This window comes from Alteriqipengyuania sp. (assembly GCF_964222115.1).
GTDB lineage: Bacteria > Pseudomonadota > Alphaproteobacteria > Sphingomonadales > Sphingomonadaceae > Alteriqipengyuania.
Map to the genome: position 1 here is coordinate 19,137 of NZ_CAXQBM010000049.1, position 23,441 is coordinate 42,577.

Below are 23,441 nucleotides of genomic sequence, written 5' to 3' on the forward strand. Positions count from 1 at the left end.
TGCCCCCGTCCTAACGCACATGGCCCCTGTAGGACAGCATCGGCCGCACCTGTATCCCTCGATAAGGCGGCCGTGGATCAACCAAGCCGGAAGTCGACGACCCGGCCCGAACTTGAGAATTCGCAAGTGAACTGGTCGCGGCGTGGATCGCGATTGTCGATTTCGCCCTGCACCGTGTAGATCCCGCGCTCGCGCTCCTCGGCATAGGTGATCCGGATGCGGCCGTAACGGCTGGCCTCCTGTCCGCAAGCATTGACCGCCGCGCGCTCGAAATCATTGTTATTGCGATAGGAATAACCGTAGCTGCCGCCATAGCTTTCACCGTAACCGCCACCATAGCCATCATTGTAGCCGTAGCCATCGCCATAACCATAGGCGCAGCCGCCCACCATGATGGCACCTGCGAAAAGAGCGGACATGGAAAGTTTGCGCATCGAATATCTCCGGTTCTGACGCGAGGCCACCAGTCTCGCCGGTTGATGGAGACTCTACGGTCGGAGATATGGCGCGTTCCCGCCATGGAGTGCGCGCCCGTCAGCGAGCGTGAGCTTCGGCGATGGCGACCGCGAGCGCATCCGCCGCATCGGCACCCGCTATCTGCGCCCCGGGCAGCAGCACCTTGAGCATGGCCTGCACCTGGGTTTTCTCGGCGGCGCCCGTGCCGACGACCGCCTTCTTGACGCTACGCGCGGAATGTTCGCGCACATCAAGCCCCGCCGCGCCGCACGCGGCGAGCACCGCGCCGCGCGCCTGCGCCAGCTTCAACGTCGATTGCGGGTTCTTGTTGACGAAGACCTCCTCGCACGCCGCGCGATCGGGCCTGTGCTGCGCGATCACCGCTGCCAGCTCGCGCTGCAATTGCGCCAGCCGCTCCGCGATGGGCGCCTTCGCTTGCGTGGCGATCTGGCCATTGGCGATATGCGACAGGCGCGAACCCTCGGCACGGATCACCCCCCAGCCGGTGCATGAAAGCGAGGGATCGAGGCCGAGGATGATGGTCACGCGCTGCAGAGGTCCGTTCGTACTGAGCCAGTGGCGCCTTGCGCCTTCTGCGAATCCGAAGTGCGAATGGACCGCCGCCCGCCCTTCGACAAGCTCAGGACGAGCGGAGCATGGAGATCAGTTCTCCAGTCGCTCCATGACCTCGTCGGAAATGTCGTAATTGCCCCAGACGGTCTGCACGTCGTCATCGTCGTCGAGCGCGTCGATCAGCTTGAGCAGAGTGCCCGCGTTCTTCTCGTCCATCTCGACGGTCAGGTTGGGCTTCCACGCCAGTTTGACTTCCTTGGCCTCGCCCAGCGCCTTTTCGAGCGCGGAGGAAACTTCGTGCAGGTCTTCGGCGGCAGTCCAGATCTCGTGGCCATCCTCGGACGAGGAAATATCCTCCGCACCCGCTTCCAGCGCGGCTTCGAGGACCTTTTCCTCGTCGCCCGCTTCGGGGCCGTATTCGATATAGCCGAGCCGTTCGAACCCGTGCGCGACCGATCCTTCGGTGCCCAGGTTGCCGCCGTTTTTGCTAAACGCGGTGCGGATGGAGGTGGCGGTGCGGTTGCGGTTGTCGGTCAGCGCTTCGACGATGATCGCGCTGCCGCCCGGGCCGTAGCCTTCGTAGCGTACTTCCTCGTAATTCTCGTCATCGCCGCCCGACGCCTTGTCGATCGCGCGCTGGATATTGTCCTTGGGCATGGACTGCGCCTTGGCGGCGTTGACCGCCAGCCGCAGGCGCGGGTTCATGTCCGGATCGGGCATGCCCATCTTCGCTGCCACAGTGATTTCGCGGCTGAGCTTGGAAAACAGGTTGGACCGCTTTTTGTCCTGCGCACCCTTGCGGTGCATGATGTTCTTGAATTTGGAATGGCCTGCCATTTTTGCCCCAAAAAGATGTACTTTTATGAGCCCCGGGGTTGGTGCTCCGTCAGATCGACCGCACTAGCGGAGCAAAGCGCGCGCGACAACGCTGCTACTTGCGCTTACGGCGCGATATCGAAATGCAGCGCAGTGATCTCTTCGTGCGCGAGCTTGCGATAAAGCGCACGTGCGGGTTCATCCTCCGGGATAACATCCGCCTGCACGAACACGGTCCACGCGCCGGTCTCGCGCGCGATCCGGCGGGCCTCCTCGATCATCCTCGTGGCGATGCCCTGCCTGCGACAGTCTTCGGCCACGGCCAGATCGTGAATATACAGCTCGCTCCGCTCTTGCTCGAACTTTCGCAGGATGTAGCCGCCGATGGCACCCACGATACGCTCCCTGTCCTGCGCGACAATCAGGACCATGTGCGGATCGCTAAGCAATTCACGGGCATAGGCATGGCTTGGCGGCACATCGCAATAGGTTTCCGGCTCGCCGAACACCTCGCCGAACAACGCATTCATCCCACGAAACGCCGTGAGTTCATCCGGGCCCAGTCGCCGGACGGCTACCATATTACAGGCGCACCGCCGTGCCGCTTGCCGAGACCATCAGCATGGAGCCGGTATCGCCGATCACCTCGTAATCGAGGTCCACGCCAATCACTGCATTGGCGCCAAGCTTCTGCGCCTCCTCCTGCATTTCGGTAATCGCATCGTGCCGCGCCTGCTTGAGCACCTTTTCATAGGAGCCTGCACGTCCGCCCACGATGTCGCGAATCCCGGCAAAGATATCGCGGAACATGTTCGCCCCGATGATCGCCTCGCCGGTGACGATGCCGAGATATTCCTGCGCCGGGCGCCCCTCCACCGCGTGCGTGGTGGTGACGATGATGCCGGTGTTATCGCTGTTCCATGGGCTGGGCATGACGGTTACTCCTAAAGGGTGGTCCGTGCGAGGCTAGCCCGGCCGTCAGCCCAGCCCCAGCGCCGCCTTGTAGGTATCGAGCACCATTTCCATCTCGTTACGGTCGTCCGGCTTCATCTTCCGCAGGCGCACGACCTGGCGCATGATCTTGGGATCGTAACCGACCGCCTTGGCCTCGGCATAGACGTCGCGGATATCGTCGGCGATGCCCTTCTTTTCTTCCTCGAGGCGTTCGATACGCTCGATCAGCAGGCGCAGGCGGTCGTCGGTGGCTTCGGCCATGGGGTGCTCCGGTAATTGAATAGAATCGGTTGGCGGCTGGGTAGCCAGCAAGGCCCGCCGGGTGAACCCGTCGCGATCCTAATCCACGCGATTCTTCTTCAGGCTCTCTTCCATCGCCGCGATCTGCGCGTCGGTCACCGGTTGCTGGCGGGTCGCCTTCCATTCCTCCTGCGGCATCCCGTGGATCAGCTCACGCGCCTGCGCCTTGTCGCCGGCATAGCCCGCATCGCGAATCCAGTCCGCCAGGCAGTTGCGGCAGAAGCCCGCGAGCCCCATCAGCTCGATATTCTGCGCATCGTGGCGATGGCGCAGGTGGCGGACCAGCCGCCGGAAGGCCACCGCCGCTACGGCATCGTCCAGTTCGTCGAGCGGGTCGCCAGCAGTGTCAGGCGCATTCGTATCCATCGCGATCATTCCTTGAGTTGCCACGCAACCGTGCCATAGCGCTGCCTCATGCCCAAGCTCGATCCGCGCAGACACAGACCAAGGGGACGCAAGGTCAAGATCCTTGCCACCATCGGCCCCGCCAGCCGCGAGCCTGAAATGCTCCGCCGCCTTTTCAAGGCCGGGGTCGATGCCTTTCGCGTCAACATGAGCCACGGCGACCAGGCGACCCACGCCAAGACGATTGCCGCGATCCGCGAGCTGGAGAAGGAATTCGATCACCCGATCGCGATCCTAGCCGACCTGCAGGGGCCCAAATTGCGCGTGGGCACGTTCAAGGATGGCCGCGCGGTGATCCGCCATTCGGGGCACTTCACGCTCGATACGAACCCTGAGCCGGGCGACGAAAGCCGCGTGCACCTGCCCCATCCCGAACTGTTCGGGCTGATGGAAAAGGGCCAGCGGTTACTGATCAACGACGGCAAGATCCGGCTGAAGGTCATCAAGGCGGAAAAGGACAAGATCCTGTGCTCGGCCGAGGTCGGCGGGGTCATCTCGGATCGGAAGGGCGTGAACGTGCCCGATGCCGAAGTGCCGATCCCCGCGCTGACCGACAAGGATCGCAAGGACCTGGCCTTCGCTTGCGAGCAGGGGGCGGACTGGATCGCGCTGTCCTTCGTGCAGCGGCCCGAAGACGTGGCCGAGGCGCGCAAGCTGATGACCGCGACCGACGGGATCGTACCCGCGCTATGCGCCAAGATCGAAAAGCCCAGCGCGGTGCGCCGCCTGGACGAAATCGTCGAACTGTCGGACGGGATCATGGTCGCGCGCGGAGACCTGGGCGTGGAGCTCGATCCCGAAGACGTGCCTCCCCTGCAAAAGCGGATCGTCGACCTGACCCGGCAAGCGGGCAAGCCGGTGATCGTCGCCACGCAGATGCTGGAATCGATGATCGAGAGCCCGGCGCCGACGCGCGCCGAGGTCTCCGACGTGGCCAATGCGGTTTACGATGGCGCCGACGCGGTGATGCTGAGCGCAGAGACCGCGGCGGGCGAATGGCCCGAAGAGACGGTCACCATCATGGACCGGATCGTGGCCAAGGTCGAAAGCGACGAGAGTTACGCCAAGCGGATGAAGACGCTGGAGACCAAGGCCGACCCGACGACCGCGGACGCGCTGGGCCACGCGTGTTCGACCATTTCGGAAACCGTCAGCGTCGGCGCGATTGCCGTGTTTACCTTCAGCGGCTCGACCGCGCGGCGCGTGGCACGAGAACGCCCTTCGGTGCCGATGCTGGTGCTGACCCCGCAGCGCCGCGTCGCACGGCGCGTGGCGCTGCTGTGGGGTGCGCATGCCGTAGTAACGCGCGACATCAAGACGTTCGAAGAGATGATCGGCAAAGGCAAGCGGATGGCGCTGCGCCACGGCTTCGGCCAGGCAGGCAGCAAGCTGATCGTGCTCGCGGGCGTACCCTTCGGCACACCGGGCAGCACCAACCTGCTGCACGTCGTCTCGCTCAGCGGCGACGAGCTGAAGGGGCGTTAGAAACGCGCTCAGTCCGCCCGAGCCTTACGGCAGGTCGATATAGATGTTGGGGTCTTTGAGCGTGCCCGCGTCGAGCTGGTCGCGGCACTCCTCGAACTTGGCCAGCATCGGGCCCGACGGCAGCGCCATTCCGGTCGCAACCTGTGCGCCCTCGATCTGCATCATCGATCGGGAACGAACGCGCATCTTGGCGTAGACGTAAGGCGTCAGGTCGAACCTCACATAGGGAATGGTATCCACCCCGCCACGCGCATTGATCAAGTGGTCGCCATCCCCGGTCATGCCGCCATACCAGATGCGCACCTGCCGGGCATTGGCCGCGTTCTTCCAGTGCGTGTTCTGAAGCAGCACGTGATAGCCCGCCTTGTCGTAAGTGAGCGTGAAGCTGCCGAGCGATCCATCGTTCGCCATATAGGCGTGCGAGATGCTGCAGCCTGTCTCGCGGATTTGCTGGGCATACCACTCGGCTGCGTGGGCACAAACGGGTGCGAACGCCCCTGCCAGGCACATTGTGACAAGAAATTTACGTGCGATTGTCATGACACACGCCCTCCCTATAGGAATGGGATATGCGATTTATCTTGCGCGGGGTAGCAATTTCACGCGCGGCAGGATCGGTCAGAAATGCGGTGCATAGCGGATCGGCCGGGCCTTGCGCGGATCGGTTCGCCGAGGTTAATTTGTTCGAAGGCGCGGCCCGCGCCTCCTCCCTCCCGACGGGGCAGCGTTTCTCCATGCAGGGCGTTTTCATCTGTCGAACCTTTTGGTTCGGGCACACGCATGAGGAGGGGTTGCGCGCATCGCCCGGACAGGAGGACACGACATGCAACTCTCCCGACCGATCTACCAGTTGAAGCGCCGCGCGAAGCTGCTCGCCCGCGAGGCCGCGATACCCCTTCACGAAGCGCAAGACCGGATTGCCCGCGAAGAAGGCTTTGCCAGTTGGAGCCTGCTTTCCGTAAAGCATGGCGCGGCAGCACGCCCTGCCTCCATCCTCGAGGAAATCGCCCCGGGCTCGATGGTGCTGCTCGCCGCGCGTCCACGGCAGGGCAAGACGCGGATCGGGCTGCAATTGCTGGACGATGCCGTGCGTGCCGGACGCCGGGGCGTGTTCTTCACGCTCGAATTTACCGAAGCGCAGGCGCTGGACCTGCTGTCGCAGATTAGCGCGGGCGGCAACGTGCCCGAGATCCTCGCGGATGATGCGATCGACGCATCTGCGATCATGGCGCATCTGGGCGACGCCCCGGCGGGAACGGCCGCGGTGATCGACTACCTGCAAGTGCTCGACCAGCGCCGCGATACACCTCCTCTGGCAGAACAGGTGGCCTCGCTACGGGATTTCGCGAAGGCGACCGGCACGACGCTGGCGTTCATTTCGCAAGTGGACCGCGCCTTCGATCCGGGCATCGCGCCCATGCCGGGGCTGGCGGACCTGCGCCTGCCCAACCCGGTGCCGCTGGAGCTGTTCGACAAGGCGTGTTTCACCCACGCGGGCGACATGCAGGTCCAAGCGATCAGCTAGACGACACGGTACGATTGCCGGCGCGTGATGGCGGGCGGGTGCTATTGCAACCCACCCGCCATCTCTTCTCAGGCCAATGCGATGGCGACAATGCCTGCCAGCAGCACGACGACCACCAGCGCACCCACTACAAGTTCTGTGGCGCTGAACCGATCGATATGCGCCGCGCGAAATTCGGCATACTGGCGCTCGACGCGTTCCTTGCAGGAAAGACTAGCCACCTCGAAGGCGGACGCCTCTTGGCCGAACCAGCGCTTTAGATCGGCGAGCTCCGCTTCATCGATATCGGGATAGCGAAAGAGTATCGCTTCGACCTGGTCGAAGCGGTCTATGACGGCAGGCTCGCCGTCTATGTGAGATTTCATGATCTATGTCCTGTCCGAACGGAATTTGCGCCCCTGATGGAGGCGACGGATTCAGGACAAGTGTGGGGGCGCCCTTGGGGCTGCGAATAAGCGTAACGGAGGTCTGCTCGGGGGACCTCGTGCCTTCTCGGTTGGCCAGACATGCTGGTGCGCGCCCGCCTGAGAGCATAAGGCTGGTACGAACGCGCTCGGCAGGATGAAGCCCTTGTCCGAGTCAGGTGCTGCAGTCAGGCTTTCGACGCTCGCTTCATCCTCGCGTGGAGGCAAAGTCACTTCGAACGTGGCGGCACTAAAGACCGGCCCTCGACTGCGATCAAGCGTAATTGGGTGCGCCGGAACAGCTTGTACGAACAGAATCACGAGCAATAGCGCGATCAGCGCCCGCATACCGGTTCTGCTCGATATAAGCTCCATGGCGGAGCCAATTAGGGCGCGAAACACGCCACTACAAGGCAGGAAAGGCAACGCGCCGCGCGGCTCAACTTGTTGTGCGAAACCCCACAGGAGTGCGTGGACTCGCCACTACCGCGCCGTCCGCTCCAACCCATCCAGAAACGCCGCGACATTCGCGCCCAGCGCATCCACGGCATATCCGCCTTCCATCACCACCAGCGTCGGCAGCCCGAGCGCAGCGATCCTCTCGCCCATCGCGCCGTAATCCTCGCGCAGCAGCCTGAAATGCGAGATCGGATCTTCGGCGAAGGTATCCGCGCCGTAGGAGACGATCAGCAGGTCCGCCGCGTGCTCGCGGACCGCTTGCAGCGCGGTATCCAGCGCGAGAGCGTAACCCTGCCAGTCGGTGCCCTGCGGCAGTGGCAGGTTGAGCGTGGTGCCCTCACCAGCACCCTCTCCGCGCTCGTCGGCATGCCCCCAGAAGAACGGATAATCGGTCTTAGGGTCGGCGTGGATCGAGGCGAAGAATACCTCGCCGTCCTCGTAGAATATGTCCTGCGTGCCGTTGCCGTGGTGGTAATCGACATCGAGGATCGCGACCCGTTGAATACCGCGGGCCTGCGCCGCGCGCGCAGCGATGGCGGCATTGTTGAGGTAGCAATAGCCCGCCATGTAGTCGGCCCCGCAATGGTGGCCGGGCGGGCGACACAGGGCAAACGCGTTGCGATCTCCACCCAGCACGGCTTCGAGCGCGGTCAGCGCGCTTTGCGCACCACCATAAGCCGCTCCCCAGGTGCCGGAGGCGACGGGCGTCGAGGCGTCCATCGCGAAGGCACCGATCTTCGCATCGATCCGTTCGAGATCGAGTGGGCGCCGGCCACGAATGGGAAAGATGTATCCCATCGCATCGCCTTCGCGCCCTGCGGCGCGCCACAGGTCGTACGCCTCGCGCAGGAAGGCGACATAGGCCGGGTCGTGCACGGCGAGGATCGGCTCGATCCCGAAATCGCGCGCCGGTTCGCCGGGTCCGAGCGTGTCGAGCATCGCCTCGAAGCGTGCCGGACTTTCGGCATAGTCCATCCACCCGCCATTATGCAGTTCACGTGCCGGGGCGTGGAGCACCTGTGCGGGATCGGAGAACTGCCTCATCCGGCAGCGGCCTTGTCTAACCGCGCGCGGGCTTCCTGCTCACCGATCAGCGGCAGCAATTCGCCCATGTCCGGCCCGTGATCCATCCCGGTCAACGCCTGCCGCAGCGGCAGGAACAGCGCCTTGCCCTTGCGCCCGGTGCGCTCCTTCAGCGCGGAGGTGAGGTCGCCCCACGGATTGTCGCTCCATTCCAGCGCGTCCGCCGCCTGTGCCAGGTATTCCCGATCGTCTTCGGAAAACTCGCAGCTGTCGATCGGGCCAGTCACCAGCCGCCACCATTCGGCAGCTTCGCCGACATGCGACAGGTTGGGCCGGATCGCGTGCCACCCGGCGGCGTCGATGCCATCGGGCAGGCGGTCCTCGACCTCGGCGAAGTCCAACTGGTGGACGATGGCCGCGTTCAGCCGCTCCAGCTCGGCATCGTCGAACTTGGCGGGTGCGCGCCCGAAGGTTTCGAGATCGAAGGTGTCGATCAGCACCTGCCGGTCCGCAATCGGTTCGACCGGCTGGCTCGTACCCAGCCGCGCCAGCAGCGAGAGGATCGCCTCGGGCTCCATCCCCTGTTCGCGCAGCGCATCGCACGAAAGCGAGCCCAGCCGCTTGGACAGCTTGCCCTCCTTGCCGACCAGCAGCGCGGTATGGCCGAAGCGCGGAAACGGATCGACGATGTCGCAGTGATCCGGCCCGAGCCCCGCATCGTGCAGCGCGCCGAACATCTGCACCTGCACGGCAGTGTTGGATACGTGATCTTCGCCGCGCAGCACGTCGGTGACCTGCATATTGAGATCGTCCACCACGCTCGGCAGCATGTAGAGCCAGCTGCCATCCGCGCGCCGGATCACGGGGTCGGACAGAGTCGCGGGATCGAACTTCACCGGCCCGCGCACGGCATCTTCCCAGTCGATGAATTCCTCATGGTCGAGCTTGAAGCGCCAGTGCGGGGAAATTCCCTCCGCCTCCTTCGCAGCGCGTTCCTCTTCGGTCAGCGATAGCGCGGCGCGGTCATAGATCGGCGGCTTGCCCCGCCCGAGCGCAATCTTGCGCTTCAGTTCCAGCTCCTGCGCGGTTTCGTAGGCCGGGTAGACGCGCCCTGCCGCCTTCAGCTTCTCGAAAGCGGCCTCATAGAGGTCCAGTCGTTCGGACTGGCGAAATTCGCCATCGGGTTCCAGACCCAGCCACGCCAGGTCTTCGCGGATGGCGTCCACATACTCCTCGCGGCTGCGCTCTGCATCCGTGTCGTCGATCCTCAGCAGGAACCGGCCCGCGCCGTCCTCGTCGCCTTTTCGCGCGAGCAGCCAGTTATGCAGCGCCGTGCGCAGGTTACCGACATGCAGGCGGCCGGTGGGTGAGGGTGCGAAGCGAGTGACGATCATGGCACGCAGCGCTACTCGCGCCGTGCCGACCCTTCAAGCGTGTGCGAACCGCCCCTAGGCGACCTTTGCGTGCAGCGGGTGGACATTGGCAGCAATCGCTTCGCCGACCGGCCATTGCGCAGGCGCGGTGGAAGGTTCGGCTGCCATCGCCGCCTCGATCGGGCGCGAGATGTAATAGCCTTGCGCTTCGGTGCAGCCATGGCGCGTCAGCCATTCGAGCTGCTCTGCGGTCTCGACCCCTTCGGCCAGGGTTTCCATGCCGAGTTCGTGGGCGAGCGAAATCGTGCTGCGCACAATGGCCTGGCAGTCCTTGCGATCGAGCAGTTCGGACACGAAGCAGCGGTCGATCTTGATCTTGTCGAAGGGGAACGCGCGCAGGTAATTCAGCGAGGAATAGCCGGTTCCGAAATCGTCGAGCGCAATCCGCAGCCCCATGTCGCGCAACCGGTGCAGCATTTCCACATTGGCCTCGCTGTCGTGCATCAGCGCGTTTTCGGTGATCTCGATCTCCACCCTTTGCGGGTCGATCTGCTCGGTCGCGATGGCGTTGGTGAGCACGCCGACCAGGTTCGGGTTGCGCATCTGGATCGGCGAGAGATTGATCGCGATGGTGTGCGCTTCTTCCCAGCTCGCCGCCTCGTGGATCGCCCGGCGAATGATCCACTCGCCCAGCTGGATGATCAGGCCCGTATCCTCGGCAATACCGATGAATTCGCCGGGCATGATCCGCCCGCGCGTTGGATGTTCCCACCGCACCAGCGTTTCCTTCCCGACCCACTCGCCACTCTTCAGGTTCAACTGCGGCTGGTAGACGAGAGCGAACTGCCCTTCCGCAATGGCGGTGCGCAGATCGAGCTCGAGGTCGCGACGCGAACGTTCCTTCTGGTTCAGCGATGCTTCGTAATCGGCGTAGGTCGAACGGCCCGCCCGCTTCGCCGCATACAGTGCCAGATCGGCCTGGCGCATGAACTCGTCCCCGTCGCAGCAGCGGGTGTGACCGAAGGCAATCCCGACAGAAGCGGACACGCGCACCACCTGTCCCAACAGGTTGAACGGCTCTGCCATCGCGTCGACGATCCGCTGCGCACAGGCGTGCACTGCGTCGAGATCGCGTACCCGGGTGAGCAGGACCGCGAATTCATCCCCGCCCAGCCGCGCTGGCAGGTCATGCTCGCGCACGGCCCCCTCGATCCGGCCCGCCGCCGCCTTGATCAGTTCATCGCCGACATGGTGGCCAAGGGTATCGTTGACCGACTTGAAATGATCGACATCGATATAGAGCAAGGCGACCTTGTGGTTCTTCACCCGCCCGGCGAGCGCGGTTTCGAGCGTTTCGTTGAAGAGGTTGCGATTGGCGAGCCCGCTGAGCGTGTCGTAGCGCGCCATCTGGGCCACCCGCTGCTCGGCCTCCCGGCTTTCGGTCACATCGCGCAGCACACCGCGCATCGACCCGTCCGACAACGGGTTGCCCGACAAGCTCCAGTAGCGCGACTGGCCGTCGACGGTAATCTCCACCACCAGATCGCGGAACGGCGCCCGTTGGAGGAGCAGGGCCGCCAACTTCTCGCGTGCGGGACTGCCGTCGAACAGGCCAACCAGTTCGCGCCCTTCCAGGAAATCTCGATCAAGGCCGGAAGCATGGCCAAAGCGCTCGCATACGTTGACCAGGCAATTGCCCTCATCGACTTCCCACAACCAGTCGGATGCAGACTCTTCGTATTGGTTCAGCAACAGCTTGACCGTTTCGGCGGTCGTATTCTGTGCGATCTGTTCACGGCACGATTGTTCGAATTGCCGACCCTGCCGTTTTGTCGAGCGGATCAGTGCATATCCGAAGCCAATGGCGAGCGCGAGCGACGGCCAGGAAAATTCGTCTTTCATCGTGAAGGACAGCACTGCTGCCGTCAGCATTGCCCCACCCAGATATGCGGTCAATTGGGATGGCATTGGCCGGTAGGCGATGACGGACGAGGATAGCAGGCCCGCGGTCAGCACGGCAAAAAACACCGGATGGGCATTGAACAGCGTCGGGAACATGACGATCGCACCGCCTACCCACAGCACGGTCTCGATATTGGCGGCGATCTGCAGGTCGCGATAGAAGAGACGATGATGGCTGACATCGAACGTATCGGGATAATAGGCGAGGCACAGGCGCCATTGGCGGTAATTGCACAGCGCGATCGCGCCAGCCCAGGGCAGGCCGAACATGGCGACCGGATGGCCCCAAAGGGCGACGACGCAGGCAAGCGCGGCAAAGGCGTGCAATGCGCAAAGCGACGGCAGATGCGCTGTAAATTCCCGAAGGCGCCATGCGAGGAGCAGGTTGCGCTCACCCAGGATCGCCAGCTGTTTCTGGATCACGCAGTCATTCCCCCCTTGGGGAAGGCTCGTAACCAAGAATTCTTAAGCGAAGATCAAAGAGATAGTCGTGGATTTGAAACAAAGTTCCAAAAATACGGAAATTTGTTGTGAAAATGCGTTCGCGGCGCCGGGTACGCGCTGCTTTCCCAAGACTTTTGCTACTGGCTGAAAAGCGTCACACTCCGGCCATTGCCGGACAGCCGCACTCCGTTTTCCGGGGTCCGCTCGATATGGTCGGCGGCGTCAATCGCTGTCATTACGTCCACGAGGCGCGGCGGCAAGCCGATGGTACATGTGGCCAGCGGCGGCGGCGGTTCGGCGCCCGGCGGGGCTGGTGACGGGGCAGGCGGCTCGACGACGATAAAACGATCATTGACGATCCGGTACCGCACGCTCTGCCTTGCGCAACGCGGCTCCCACCAGATTTCCTCCTCGTCCGCACTCAGCGCCAGACCATGGGGTTCGTCGAAGTCTTCGCCATCGATCCCCGCCACGCGCCATTCCCCGGCAAGCGAGATGGATGAGCCGCCAGCACCCTTCTCCAGCACCATGTGCCGCGCCCCACGGGTGAGGCGCAGGTCGCCATTATCCTGCTCCGACACATTCCAGCGCCCTTCCAGCGCATCGAGCAGGCGCGGCAGGTCTTCCGGGTAGCCGATCTCGCAGACGATCTGCGGCTCATCGCGCGGCACGCGGTAGAATTCGAGCATGTCGCCAGACGTGCGGTAGGAGAGGGTCTGCCCCGCACACGCGGGCTGCCAGGTCAGTGCCTGTGCGCTACCGGTAAAGGAAATGACGAAGTCGAGGCTCTTGCCAGCGATGCGCGAAACGCTCCACTGCCCTCGCAGGTTGTAGGCTTCGCCCTGGCCCGGATCGGCAGCCTGGCCGCTGGCATCCGATCCCGGCGCCTTGCCCTGCGGCGTGCAGGCTGCCGCAGCCAGGCACGCGGCCGCCAGCGCCGCTAATGCCCGCCACCGGCCCCGGCCATTGCCGTCGGCGCGCGGGTATGGGATAGACTGCGCGCCATATCGCTTGAAAATGGGGGAGAATTTCATGCGTTTCGCCATCGTATTTGCTGCCGGTGCCGGGCTTGTCATACCCAATACCGGCCTCGCGGCACAGCCCAATCCGTTCGGCGATCCGGCAGTGCTCGAAGCCGAATGCGCGGCCGACAACCTTGCCTCGTGCTCCAAGCTGGCGAACTATCTCGTTACCCGCACCACCGAGGAATCGAAGGTGCGGGGCTTCGAATTGCACGTGCAGACCTGCGAGAAGGGCCACCTGCCCGCGTGCGGCGATATGGCCGCATCCTACTCCATCGGCCTGGGGGTAGAACAAAACGAAGCCCGGGCCCACGAAATCAATCTGGAGCTATGCGAGGCCAGGAATTACGGCCCCGCCTGCAATTCGGTCGGCTTCGTCCACGCGCTCGGCAAGGCCGGGTTCGAGAAGGACGATGACGCCGCGCTGCCTTACTTCGTGCTGGCCTGCGATCTCGACCATGCCGGCGGCTGCGAACGGGCGGGGAAGCACTGGAACAGCTACCTCAACGACAACCGCGACCCGGTGAAAGCGCGCGAGTACTTCCAGCGCGGGTGCGATCTGGGCGATAGCTACGCCTGCGACGATCTTCAGCGGTTGCAGGAATAGTCGCGACACGCGCGGTAGCGCGCCTGGGCAAGATACGAAAAGGCCCCGGGGGATCGCTCCTCCGGGGCCTCTTTCTGTCGCTAGCGTGAGAGGTGCAGCTTATTCGGCTGCGCCCTCTTCGTCGCCCTTCTGGAGGTACTCGCCCGCATCGGCATCGGTGCCGTGGGTTTCGCCGTCCATCTTGGCGAGCGGATCGTCGCCGATCGCCGCCTCCGGGCCTTGTGCCAGTTCGGCCTTGCGCTCTTCCTCGGCGGTTTCGGCAGCGATGATCGCTTCCTGTGCCTTCTTCCACGAAGCGCGCAGCGCGGCATCGCGGCTGGAGGCGGTGACCCGCAGGCGGTTCATGGTCGCACCCGTACCGGCGGGGATCAGGCGGCCCACGATCACGTTTTCCTTGAGGCCGATCAGCGTGTCCTTCTTGCCCTCGACCGAAGCCTGGGTGAGCACACGCGTGGTCTCCTGGAACGACGCAGCCGAGATGAACGAACGCGTCTGGAGCGAGGCCTTGGTGATGCCCAGCAGCACCGGCTTGCCCTCGGCAGGCTTCTTGCCCCGGCCGAGCTTGGAGTTGACCTCGTTCATTTCCTCCAGGTCGACCTGTTCGCCCGGCAGCAGCACGGTGTCGCCACCATCGGTGATCTCGACCTTCTGCAGCATCTGGCGAACGATCACCTCGATGTGCTTGTCGTTGATCTTCACGCCCTGCAGTCGATAGACTTCCTGGATTTCGTTCACGAGATACTCGGCCAGCGCTTCCACGCCCAGCACGTCGAGGATGTCGTGCGGGTTGGGCGAACCGGAAATCAGGGTATCGCCCTTCTTCACGTGGTCGCCTTCCTGCACGTCGATCACCTTGGTCTTGGGGATCAGGTACTCGACGGCCTCGCCCTCTTCCGGGACGATCGCGATCTTGCGCTTCGCCTTGTATTCGCGGACGAATTCGATCTTGCCCGAAATCTTGGCGATGATCGCGTTGTCCTTCGGGATACGCGCTTCGAACAGCTCGGCAACACGCGGCAGACCGCCGGTGATGTCGCGCGTCTTGGCGGCTTCGCGCGAAGCACGGGCAAGGATGTCACCCGCTTCGACGTTCTGCCCGTCCTCGACCGACAGCGTGGTGCCCGGCGCCAGCATGTCGCGCGCGGCTTCGCTGTCTTCGTCGCTCGACCCTTCGTTGAAGAGGGTGAGGCGCGGACGCAGCTCTTCCTTCTTCTTGCGGCCGACCGCACGGTTCTCCGTCACCACTCGCTGGGCAATGCCCGTCGCATCGTCGACACGCTCTTCCAGGGTCGAGCCTTCGACCAGGTCCTGGAACTTCACGACGCCGGACTGTTCGGTGATGATCGGCAGCGAGAACGGATCCCAGTCCGCCAGGCGATCGCCTTCGGTCACCTTCGCGCCATCCTTGTGCATCAGCACGGTACCGTAAGGCACCTTGTGGATCTCGCGCTCGCGGCCTTCGGCGTCGATCACCGCCAGTTCGCCATTGCGGGCAAGCGACAGGATGCGGCCCCGCTTGTCGGTGATCGTGGGCATGTCGCGATAGACGACCTTACCGTCCGACACCGAATCGAGGTGGCTGGTTTCGTTGAGCTGCGCGGCACCGCCGATGTGGAAGGTACGCATGGTCAGCTGCGTGCCCGGTTCACCGATGGACTGCGCCGCGATCACGCCGACAGCCTCGCCGATATTCACCGGCGTACCGCGGGCAAGGTCGCGACCGTAGCAGGTCGCGCACACGCCCTGGTCGGCTTCGCAAACCAGCGGGGAGCGGATCTTCGCGACCTGCACTTCGGCAGCCTCGATTTCCTTCACCATCGGTTCGTCCAGCAGGGTGCCTGCCTTCACGATCACCTCGTCCGTCGCGGCGTTGACGATGTCTTCCGCCGTGGTCCGGCCCAGAATACGCTCACCCAGCGATGCGATCACCGAGCCGCCCTGAACGATGGCGCGCATTTCCAGCGCGTTATCGGTCTTGCAGTCCTCGACCACGATCGTGCAGTCCTGCGACACGTCGACGAGGCGGCGTGTGAGGTAGCCCGAGTTGGCGGTCTTCAACGCGGTATCCGCGAGGCCCTTGCGGGCGCCGTGGGTCGAGTTGAAGTATTCGAGGACGGTCAGCCCTTCCTTGAAGTTCGAGATGATCGGCGTTTCGATGATCTCGCCCGAAGGCTTGGCCATCAGGCCGCGCATACCCGCCAGCTGCTTCATCTGTGCGGGCGAACCACGCGCACCAGAGTGGCTCATCATGTAGATCGAGTTGATCTGGCCTTCCTTGCCATCCTTGTCGATCGGGCGGCTGCGGATCTTTTCCATCATGGCGTCGGCCACCTGGTCGCCGCAACGGCTCCAGGCGTCGATCACCTTGTTGTACTTTTCCTGCTGCGTGATCAGGCCGTCCTGATACTGCTGCTCGTAATCCGCGACGAGGGACTTGGTCTTTTCGACCATTTCTTCCTTCGCTTCGGGGATTTCCATGTCGTCCTTGCCGAACGAGATGCCCGCCTTGAACGCGTGACGGAAACCGAGCGACATGATCGCGTCGGCGAACAGCACCGTGTCCTTCTGGCCGGTGTGGCGATAAACCTGGTCGATGACGTCACCGATTTCCTTCTTCGTCAGAAGGCGGTTGATGATGTCGTAGGGAACCTTGTGGTTCTTCGGCAGGCATTCGCCGATCAGCATGCGGCCCGGGGTCGTGACGAAGCGCTTCATCACGATATTGCCCTTCTCGTCCGCCTGCGGAACGCGGGTGATGATCTTGGAGTGCAGCGTCACCGTACCGGTTTCGAGCGCGTAGTGAATCTCGCTCATGTCGGCGAAGCGCGGCAGCTTCTCGATCTTTTCGTCGCCGTCCTCGATGAACTCGGGCGTCTTCTCCTGCCGTTCCATCGACAGGTAGTAGATTCCCAGTACCATGTCCTGTGAGGGCACGATGATCGGCTTGCCGTTGGCGGGCGACAGGATGTTGTTGGTGGACATCATCAGCACGCGCGCTTCGAGCTGGGCTTCCAGCGAAAGCGGCACGTGGACGGCCATCTGGTCACCGTCGAAGTCGGCGTTGAACGCCGAACAGACGAGCGGGTGCAGCTGGATCGCCTTGCCCTCGATCAGCACGGGCTCGAACGCCTGAATGCCGAGGCGGTGCAGCGTCGGCGCACGGTTCAGCAGCACGGGGTGTTCGCGGATGACTTCATCCAGGATGTCCCACACTTCCTTGCGCTCGCGCTCGACCCACTTCTTGGCCTGCTTGAGCGTCATGGACAGGCCCTTGGCGTCCAGCCGCGCGTAGATGAACGGCTTGAACAGCTCGAGCGCCATCTTCTTGGGCAGGCCACACTGGTGCAGCTTCAGCTCCGGCCCGGTCACAATGACCGAACGGCCCGAATAGTCGACGCGCTTGCCGAGCAGGTTCTGCCGGAAGCGGCCCTGCTTGCCCTTGAGCATGTCGGACAGCGACTTGAGCGGACGCTTGTTGGCGCCGGTGATCACGCGGCCGCGACGGCCATTGTCGAACAGCGCATCGACCGCTTCCTGCAGCATGCGCTTTTCGTTGCGCACGATGATGTCGGGCGCGCGCAGCTCGATCAGGCGCTTCAACCGGTTGTTGCGGTTGATGACGCGGCGATAGAGATCGTTGAGGTCGGACGTCGCGAAGCGGCCGCCATCCAGCGGCACCAGCGGGCGCAGCTCGGGCGGGATCACGGGCACGACTTCCAGGATCATCCATTCGGGGCGGTTGCCCGATTCGATGAAGCTTTCGACGACCTTGAGGCGCTTGATGATCTTGGCGGGCTTGAGCTTGGACTTGGTGGTCTCCAGCTCTTCCAGCAGGTCGGCCTTTTCCTGTTCGAGGTCGAGGTCCATCAGCAGCTGCTTGACCGCCTCGGCACCGATCCCGGCGGAGAACGCGTCTTCGCCGTATTCGTCCTGCGCTTCGAGCAGCTCGTCTTCGCTCATCAGCTGGTAGCGTTCGAGCGGGGTGATCCCCGGCTCGGTGACGATGTAGTTCTCGAAATAGAGGACGCGCTCGAGCACCTTGAGCTGCATGTCGAGCAGCAGGCCGATGCGCGAAGGCAGCGACTTGAGGAACCAGATATGCGCGACCGGCGCGGCCAGTTCGATGTGGCCCATCCGCTCGCGGCGGACCTTGGTGACGGTCACTTCGACGCCGCACTTTTCGCAGACGACGCCCTTGTACTTCATGCGCTTGTACTTGCCGCACAGGCACTCGTAATCCTTCACCGGGCCGAAGATGCGCGCACAGAACAGCCCGTCACGCTCGGGCTTGAACGTGCGGTAGTTGATCGTTTCGGGCTTCTTGATCTCGCCGAAGGACCACGAGCGAATACGCTCGGGCGACGCGATGCCGATCTGGATCTCGTCGAAGGTTTCCGGCTTGGCCAGCTGGTTGGTGAATTTGGTCAGTTCGTTCATCTGTCAGTCCCTCTGGGGGTGAATTTCAATTTGCATCTGCGCGACGGCGGAGTGCGAAAAAGAACGTTGTAGCTCCCATGATGAGCAAGAGTGTTCCGAGGGGAACCCGCCCTGCTCCAGAACTGGACGCCAAGGTCATTGCTCCAACAAGAAGCTGCACCCCAGCGATCAGGCCTAGTTTGGTAGCCGCCTTCACGAATTACTCCGCCGCGATCTGCAGGCCGTCTTCGTCGTCCTCGTCCGCGATGGACTTGAGTTCGACGTTGAGGCCCAGCGAGCGCATTTCCTTGACGAGCACGTTGAAGCTCTCCGGAATGCCCGCTTCGAAGGTGTCGTCGCCCTTGACGATCGCTTCGTAGACCTTCTGGCGGCCGACCACGTCGTCCGACTTGACGGTGAGCATTTCCTGCAAGGTGTAGGCTGCGCCGTATGCCTGCAGTGCCCAGACTTCCATTTCGCCGAAGCGCTGGCCGCCGAACTGCGCCTTGCCGCCCAGCGGCTGCTGGGTGACGAGCGAGTACGGACCGATCGAGCGAGCGTGGATCTTGTCGTCCACCAGGTGGTGCAGCTTGAGCATGTAGATGATGCCCACGGTCACCTTGCGGTGGAAGGCTTCACCCGTGCGCCCGTCGAACAGCACCGACTGGCCATCGCTGTCGAGGCCCGCCTTTTCCAGCTGCACGGTCACGTCGCCTTCGCGCGCACCGTCGAACACCGGCGTACCCATCGGCACGCCGCGCGTCAGGTTGCCCGCCAGCTCCGCGATTTCCTCGCCCGAACGGCCTTCGATTGAATCGTGGTAATCCTCGCCGTAGACTTCCTTCAGCTTGTCCTTGATCGCCGCGGGCGGCTCACCCGGCTGCGCATCGGGGTTCTTGGCGCGCCAGTCTTCCAGCGCATACTTGATCTGGTGGCCAAGGCCACGCGCGGCCATGCCGAGGTGCGTTTCGAAGATCTGGCCCACGTTCATGCGCGAAGGCACGCCCAGCGGGTTGAGCACGATATCGACCGGCGTCCCGTCGCCGAGGAACGGCATGTCCTCTTCCGGCAGGATTCGGCTGATGACGCCCTTGTTCCCGTGGCGCCCGGCCATCTTGTCGCCCGGCTGCAGCTTGCGCTTCACCGCGACGAACACCTTGACCATCTTGAGCACGCCCGGGGCGAGCTCGTCACCACGTTCGAGCTTTTCCTTGCGGTCCTCGAACTTGGCGTCGATGCCCTTCACGGCCTCATCGTACTGGCCCTTGATCGCTTCGAGCTGTGCCTGGCGATCGTCGTCCGCCACCGCGAACTTGAACCACTCGTGGCGGTCGACACCCTCGAGCACGTCTTCGGTGATCTCGGTGCCCTTCTTCACGCCCTTGGGCGCAGCCGAAGCGGTCTGGCCGACCAGCATGTCGCGCAGGCGGTTGTAGGTTGCCCGGTTCAGGATGGCGCGTTCGTCGGCGCTGTCCTTGCGCAGACGCTCGATTTCCTCGTTCTGGATCGCACGCGTACGGTCGTCGATCTCGATCCCGTGGCGGTTGAACACGCGGACTTCCACCACCGTGCCGGCCACGCCCGGCGGCAGGCGGAGCGAGGTGTCGCGCACGTCGCTGGCCTTTTCACCGAAGATGGCGCGCAGCAGCTTTTCTTCCGGCGTCATCGGGCTTTCGCCCTTCGGCGTGATCTTGCCGCACAGGATATCGCCCGGGTGCACTTCGGCACCGATGTAGACGATGCCCGCTTCGTCGAGGTTGCGCAGCGCTTCCTCGCCGACGTTCGGGATGTCGCGGGTGATGTCTTCCGGGCCCAGCTTGGTGTCGCGGGCCATCACTTCGAATTCCTCGATATGGATCGAGGTGAACACGTCGTCCTTCACGATGCGTTCGCTGATCAGGATCGAGTCTTCGTAGTTGTAGCCGTTCCAGGGCATGAACGCGACGAGGCTGTTCTTGCCCAGCGCCAGCTCGCCCAGATCGGTCGAGGGGCCGTCGGCGATGACGTCGCCTTCCTCGATCGTTTCACCCACCTTCACCAGCGGACGCTGGTTGATGCAGGTGTTCTGGTTGGAACGCTGGAACTTCTGCAGCGAGTAGATATCGACGCCCGACTGGCCGGGTTCGACATCGCCGATCGCACGGATCACGATACGCGTCGCGTCGACCTGGTCGACGATGCCGCCACGCTTGGCGGTGATCGCCGCGCCGGAATCGCGGGCCACGGTTTCTTCCATGCCGGTGCCGACCCACGGCGCTTCCGCCTTCACGAGCGGAACCGCCTGCCGCTGCATGTTCGAACCCATCAGCGCGCGGTTGGCGTCATCGTTTTCCAGGAACGGAATGAGCGATGCGGCGACCGAAACGAGCTGCTTGGGCGAGACGTCCATCAGCGTGACCGTTTCGGACGGGGCCATCAGGTTTTCACCGTTCTGGCGGGCCGAGATCAGTTCCTCGACGAAGCTGCCATCCTCAGTCAGTTCGGCGGAAGCCTGCGCAACCGTGTGCTTCTGCTCTTCCATCGCGGACAGGTAGATGACCTCGTTGGTCACCTTGCCATCCTTCACCGTGCGGTACGGTGTTTCGATGAAGCCGTACTTGTTCACGCGGCTGAAGCTCGCGAGCGAGTTGATGAGGCCGATGTTCGGGCCTTCCGGCGTTTCGATCGGGCAGATGCGGCCATAGTGCGTCGGGTGAACGTCGCGCACTTCGAAGCCTGCACGCTCGCGGGTAAGACCGCCCGGGCCAAGCGCCGAGACGCGGCGCTTGTGGGTGACTTCCGAAAGCGGGTTGGTCTGGTCCATGAACTGCGAGAGCTGGCTGGAACCGAAGAACTCGCGCACTGCGGCGACCGCCGGCTTGGCGTTGATGAGGTCGTTCGGCATCACGGTGCTGACGTCGACCGAGCTCATCCGCTCCTTCACCGCGCGTTCCATGCGCAGCAGGCCGACGCGGTACTGGTTTTCCAGCAGTTCGCCCACCGAACGCACACGGCTGTTGCCGAGGTTGTCAATGTCGTCGACTTCGCCCTTGCCGTCCTTCAGGCCGACCAGTTCCTTGACCACGGCGAGGATGTCTTCCTTGCGCAGCGTGGTCACGGTGTCTTCGGCGTCGAGGTCGAGGCGCATGTTCAGCTTCACGCGGCCCACGGCCGAAAGATCGTAGCGCTCGCCATCGAAGAACAGGCCTTCGAACAGGGCTTCGGCGGTTTCCTTGGTCGGCGGTTCGCCCGGGCGCATCACCTTGTAGATGGCTTCCAGGCCTTCGTCGCGGTTCTCGGCCTTGTCGACCTTCAGCGTATTGCGGATCCACGGGCCGGTATTGACCTCGTCGATGTCGAGCAGTTCGACCTGGTCGACGCCTGCACCGTCGAGCGCTTCGAGGTTGTCGGGCGACACTTCGTCGCCTGCCTCGATGTAGATGCGGCCCGTGCTCTCGTCGATCATGTCACGCGCGGCGTAGCGGCCGAAAATTTCTTCGGTCGGCAGCAGCAGGGTGGCGAGACCGTCCTTTTCCGCCTTGTTGGCGGCACGGGGCGAAATCTTCTGGTTGGCGGGGAATACTTCCTCGCCCGACTTGGCATCGACCAGCGGGAAGGCGGGCTTGGACCCGCGCCATTGTTCGGCGACGAAGGGGATGGTCCAGCCGTCTTTTCCGCGCTTCCACACGACGGTGTCGTAGAAATGATCGAGGATGCCTTCGCTATCGAGGCCCAGCGCATAGAGCAGCGCAGTAACCGGCAGCTTGCGCTTGCGGTCGATACGCACGTTGACGATGTCCTTGGCGTCGAATTCGAAATCGAGCCACGAACCACGGTAGGGGATCACGCGCGCGGCGAACAGCAGCTTGCCCGAGCTGTGGGTCTTGCCGCGATCATGGTCGAACAGGACGCCCGGCGAACGGTGCATCTGCGACACGATGACGCGCTCGGTACCATTGACGATGAAGGTGCCGTTCTCGGTCATGAGCGGCATGTCGCCCATGTAGACTTCCTGCTCCTTGATATCGAGGACGGAGCGGGCTTCGGTATCCTGGTCCACCTCGAACACGATCAGGCGCAGGGTCACGCGCATCGGGGCGGCATAGGTGATGCCGCGCTGGCGACATTCGGTGGTGTCGTACTTGGGCGGCTCAAGCTCGTAATCGACGAAGTCGAGCTCGGCGGTGCCGGCGAAATCGCGGATCGGGAAGACGCTGCGCAGTGTCTTTTCGAGGCCCGAGACATAATCGATCTGCTTGTCGGAGCGCAGGAACTGCTCGTAGCTTTCGCGCTGAACCTCGATCAGGTTCGGCATCTGCACCACTTCGTGGATGTCACCGAAGATCTTGCGGATGCGGCGCTTGGCCGTGCCGGTCTTGGCAGTGCCGCGCTTTACCGGGGCCTTGCTGTCGCTCTTGGTCGCCATATGTCGAGAGAACCTCTTGGATCGCCCGCACGGCAGGGCGACGCCCCGGCGCACGGTAGTGTGAATTATCGCTGCACGAGGGGGGATGGCCAGGGTCGAACGCGGCGTATCCGGCACATGCAGGGCGCATGCCGATGGGGTTGTTGCCGCCGCGATTGTCTGGCCGCGCCGCTTCCTTCCGTAGGACCCGAATCTCGCGCGTGATTCGGCCTTGCTCGAAGCTGGCGTGAGGCGCGCATGTAGGAAGACGGGCACCGATTGTCAAAGGTCTCACAGAATTTTCGTTTATCGATCAGTGCTTTATCGTTTTTCGATATTTATCGATTGACGATATGGCCGCGTCTGATTATTGAATATCGATATCGGACACAAAGGAGATCGATAAATGACCGACGCAATGAAGAATATCGCCGCAGCTGTGGCTGCCGTTATCATCGCTGGCACCAGCATGACCGCCGTGGTCACCGTGCCGCCCGCCGACAATGGTCCGGCAGTGGCCACGATCGCGGCGCCGGAACTGGCCTGAACCACAGCAACAGGGGAACCACCATGTCCACGCGCAAATCCGACCCGCTTCTCGTGATCGCCAAGATCATCGTCTGGTTCATCATCGGCGTTCTCGCCTTCGCAGGCTTTTTCGTCGCGCTGGGGATCCCGGCGCTGGCAATTTTCAACGGCAAGGTCGCCGCAGAACTGGCCGCGAACAATGCCCCCGAAAGCCTCGTCTGGCTGATTGCCGGCCTGTTGGTCGCGGTGCTGGGCCTGCTCGCGCTGGCGCTGCAATTCTTCCGCCTGCTGCTGCGAATCGTGAA

At 63.3% G+C, this 23,441-nt stretch carries 19 protein-coding genes and 1 pseudogene; 5 read left to right on the top strand and 15 right to left on the bottom strand.

Going from position 1 to position 23,441, the window contains the following annotated elements; genetic code table 11:
* Nucleotides 1-77 precede the first annotated feature (77 nt).
* From ACEQXE_RS07680 to ACEQXE_RS07710, 7 genes are all read right to left on the bottom strand, one after another.
* Nucleotides 78-419: a hypothetical protein gene (locus ACEQXE_RS07680; protein WP_370178313.1), complete on the bottom strand. Its 342-nt coding sequence runs from the start codon at nucleotides 417-419 to the stop codon at nucleotides 78-80.
* Between the two features lie 115 nt (nucleotides 420-534).
* Nucleotides 535-1,002: a crossover junction endodeoxyribonuclease RuvC gene (gene ruvC / locus ACEQXE_RS07685; RefSeq protein WP_370178314.1), complete on the bottom strand. Its 468-nt coding sequence runs from the start codon at nucleotides 1,000-1,002 to the stop codon at nucleotides 535-537.
* Between the two features lie 117 nt (nucleotides 1,003-1,119).
* Nucleotides 1,120-1,866 (bottom strand): YebC/PmpR family DNA-binding transcriptional regulator, encoded by a 747-nt coding sequence (locus ACEQXE_RS07690; RefSeq protein ID WP_370178315.1) that lies wholly within the window; start codon nucleotides 1,864-1,866, stop codon nucleotides 1,120-1,122.
* A 104-nt stretch (nucleotides 1,867-1,970) separates the two neighbouring features.
* Nucleotides 1,971-2,375 carry a GNAT family N-acetyltransferase gene (locus tag ACEQXE_RS07695; protein WP_372524234.1) on the bottom strand — a complete coding sequence of 135 codons (405 nt, stop codon included), beginning with the start codon at nucleotides 2,373-2,375 and terminating at the stop codon, nucleotides 1,971-1,973.
* A 52-nt stretch (nucleotides 2,376-2,427) separates the two neighbouring features.
* A complete protein-coding gene (locus ACEQXE_RS07700) occupies nucleotides 2,428-2,778 on the bottom strand; it encodes a YbjQ family protein (protein WP_370178317.1) in 351 nt (116 codons plus the stop codon).
* Between the two features lie 45 nt (nucleotides 2,779-2,823).
* Entirely contained in the window at nucleotides 2,824-3,060 is a 237-nt protein-coding gene (locus ACEQXE_RS07705; protein ID WP_118055007.1) for a DUF2312 domain-containing protein, read from the bottom strand.
* Nucleotides 3,061-3,138: 78 nt separating this feature from the next.
* Nucleotides 3,139-3,465, bottom strand: coding sequence for a DUF1244 domain-containing protein (locus tag ACEQXE_RS07710; RefSeq protein ID WP_370178331.1), 327 nt, complete (start codon nucleotides 3,463-3,465; stop codon nucleotides 3,139-3,141).
* A gap of 48 nt (nucleotides 3,466-3,513) precedes the next feature.
* Here ACEQXE_RS07710 and pyk point away from each other — a divergent pair, with 48 nt between their 5' ends.
* On the top strand, nucleotides 3,514-4,989 hold the full coding sequence (gene pyk, locus ACEQXE_RS07715) for a pyruvate kinase (protein ID WP_370178318.1): 1,476 nt from the start codon (nucleotides 3,514-3,516) through the stop codon (nucleotides 4,987-4,989).
* Between the two features lie 24 nt (nucleotides 4,990-5,013).
* Here the strand turns inward: pyk and ACEQXE_RS07720 are convergent, their stop codons facing one another.
* Nucleotides 5,014-5,529, bottom strand: coding sequence for a hypothetical protein (locus tag ACEQXE_RS07720; RefSeq protein ID WP_370178319.1), 516 nt, complete (start codon nucleotides 5,527-5,529; stop codon nucleotides 5,014-5,016).
* Between the two features lie 283 nt (nucleotides 5,530-5,812).
* Between ACEQXE_RS07720 and ACEQXE_RS07725 the strand changes: the two genes are divergently transcribed.
* Complete coding sequence (locus ACEQXE_RS07725; RefSeq protein ID WP_370178320.1) at nucleotides 5,813-6,514, top strand: DNA helicase; 702 nt, start codon at nucleotides 5,813-5,815, stop codon at nucleotides 6,512-6,514.
* A gap of 68 nt (nucleotides 6,515-6,582) precedes the next feature.
* Here the strand turns inward: ACEQXE_RS07725 and ACEQXE_RS07730 are convergent, their stop codons facing one another.
* The 5 genes from ACEQXE_RS07730 to ACEQXE_RS07750 all read right to left on the bottom strand — a co-directional run bounded on the left by ACEQXE_RS07730 (nucleotide 6,583) and on the right by ACEQXE_RS07750 (nucleotide 13,213).
* Nucleotides 6,583-6,879 (bottom strand): hypothetical protein, encoded by a 297-nt coding sequence (locus ACEQXE_RS07730; protein WP_370178321.1) that lies wholly within the window; start codon nucleotides 6,877-6,879, stop codon nucleotides 6,583-6,585.
* Between the two features lie 522 nt (nucleotides 6,880-7,401).
* Complete coding sequence (locus ACEQXE_RS07735; protein ID WP_370178322.1) at nucleotides 7,402-8,421, bottom strand: histone deacetylase family protein; 1,020 nt, start codon at nucleotides 8,419-8,421, stop codon at nucleotides 7,402-7,404.
* Complete coding sequence (gene gltX / locus ACEQXE_RS07740) at nucleotides 8,418-9,794, bottom strand: glutamate--tRNA ligase (protein ID WP_370178323.1); 1,377 nt, start codon at nucleotides 9,792-9,794, stop codon at nucleotides 8,418-8,420. Before gltX ends, ACEQXE_RS07735 begins: the two co-directional genes overlap by 4 nt.
* Nucleotides 9,795-9,848: 54 nt before the next feature.
* A complete protein-coding gene (locus ACEQXE_RS07745; protein ID WP_370178324.1) occupies nucleotides 9,849-12,158 on the bottom strand; it encodes a putative bifunctional diguanylate cyclase/phosphodiesterase in 2,310 nt (769 codons plus the stop codon).
* Between the two features lie 158 nt (nucleotides 12,159-12,316).
* The gene (locus ACEQXE_RS07750) at nucleotides 12,317-13,213 is read right to left on the bottom strand and encodes a hypothetical protein (protein ID WP_370178325.1); all 897 of its coding nucleotides are present in this window, start codon (nucleotides 13,211-13,213) and stop codon (nucleotides 12,317-12,319) included.
* Between ACEQXE_RS07750 and ACEQXE_RS07755 the strand changes: the two genes are divergently transcribed.
* Nucleotides 13,212-13,808 carry a tetratricopeptide repeat protein gene (locus ACEQXE_RS07755; RefSeq protein WP_370178326.1) on the top strand — a complete coding sequence of 199 codons (597 nt, stop codon included), beginning with the start codon at nucleotides 13,212-13,214 and terminating at the stop codon, nucleotides 13,806-13,808. The two genes, ACEQXE_RS07750 and ACEQXE_RS07755, sit on opposite strands and share 2 nt — an antisense overlap.
* A gap of 99 nt (nucleotides 13,809-13,907) precedes the next feature.
* Here ACEQXE_RS07755 and rpoC read toward each other — a convergent pair whose 3' ends face one another.
* Nucleotides 13,908-18,245, bottom strand: a complete 4,338-nt coding sequence (gene rpoC, locus ACEQXE_RS07760; protein WP_370178327.1) for a DNA-directed RNA polymerase subunit beta' — start codon at nucleotides 18,243-18,245, stop codon at nucleotides 13,908-13,910.
* 199 nt (nucleotides 18,246-18,444) lie between these two features.
* On the bottom strand, nucleotides 18,445-22,629 hold the full coding sequence (gene rpoB, locus ACEQXE_RS07765) for a DNA-directed RNA polymerase subunit beta (RefSeq protein WP_370178328.1): 4,185 nt from the start codon (nucleotides 22,627-22,629) through the stop codon (nucleotides 18,445-18,447).
* A gap of 385 nt (nucleotides 22,630-23,014) precedes the next feature.
* Here rpoB and ACEQXE_RS07770 point away from each other — a divergent pair, with 385 nt between their 5' ends.
* Nucleotides 23,015-23,155 (top strand): hypothetical protein, encoded by a 141-nt coding sequence (locus ACEQXE_RS07770; protein WP_370178329.1) that lies wholly within the window; start codon nucleotides 23,015-23,017, stop codon nucleotides 23,153-23,155.
* Nucleotides 23,156-23,178: 23 nt separating this feature from the next.
* Nucleotides 23,179-23,441, top strand: a pseudogene (locus ACEQXE_RS07775) (hypothetical protein); the annotation flags it as partial.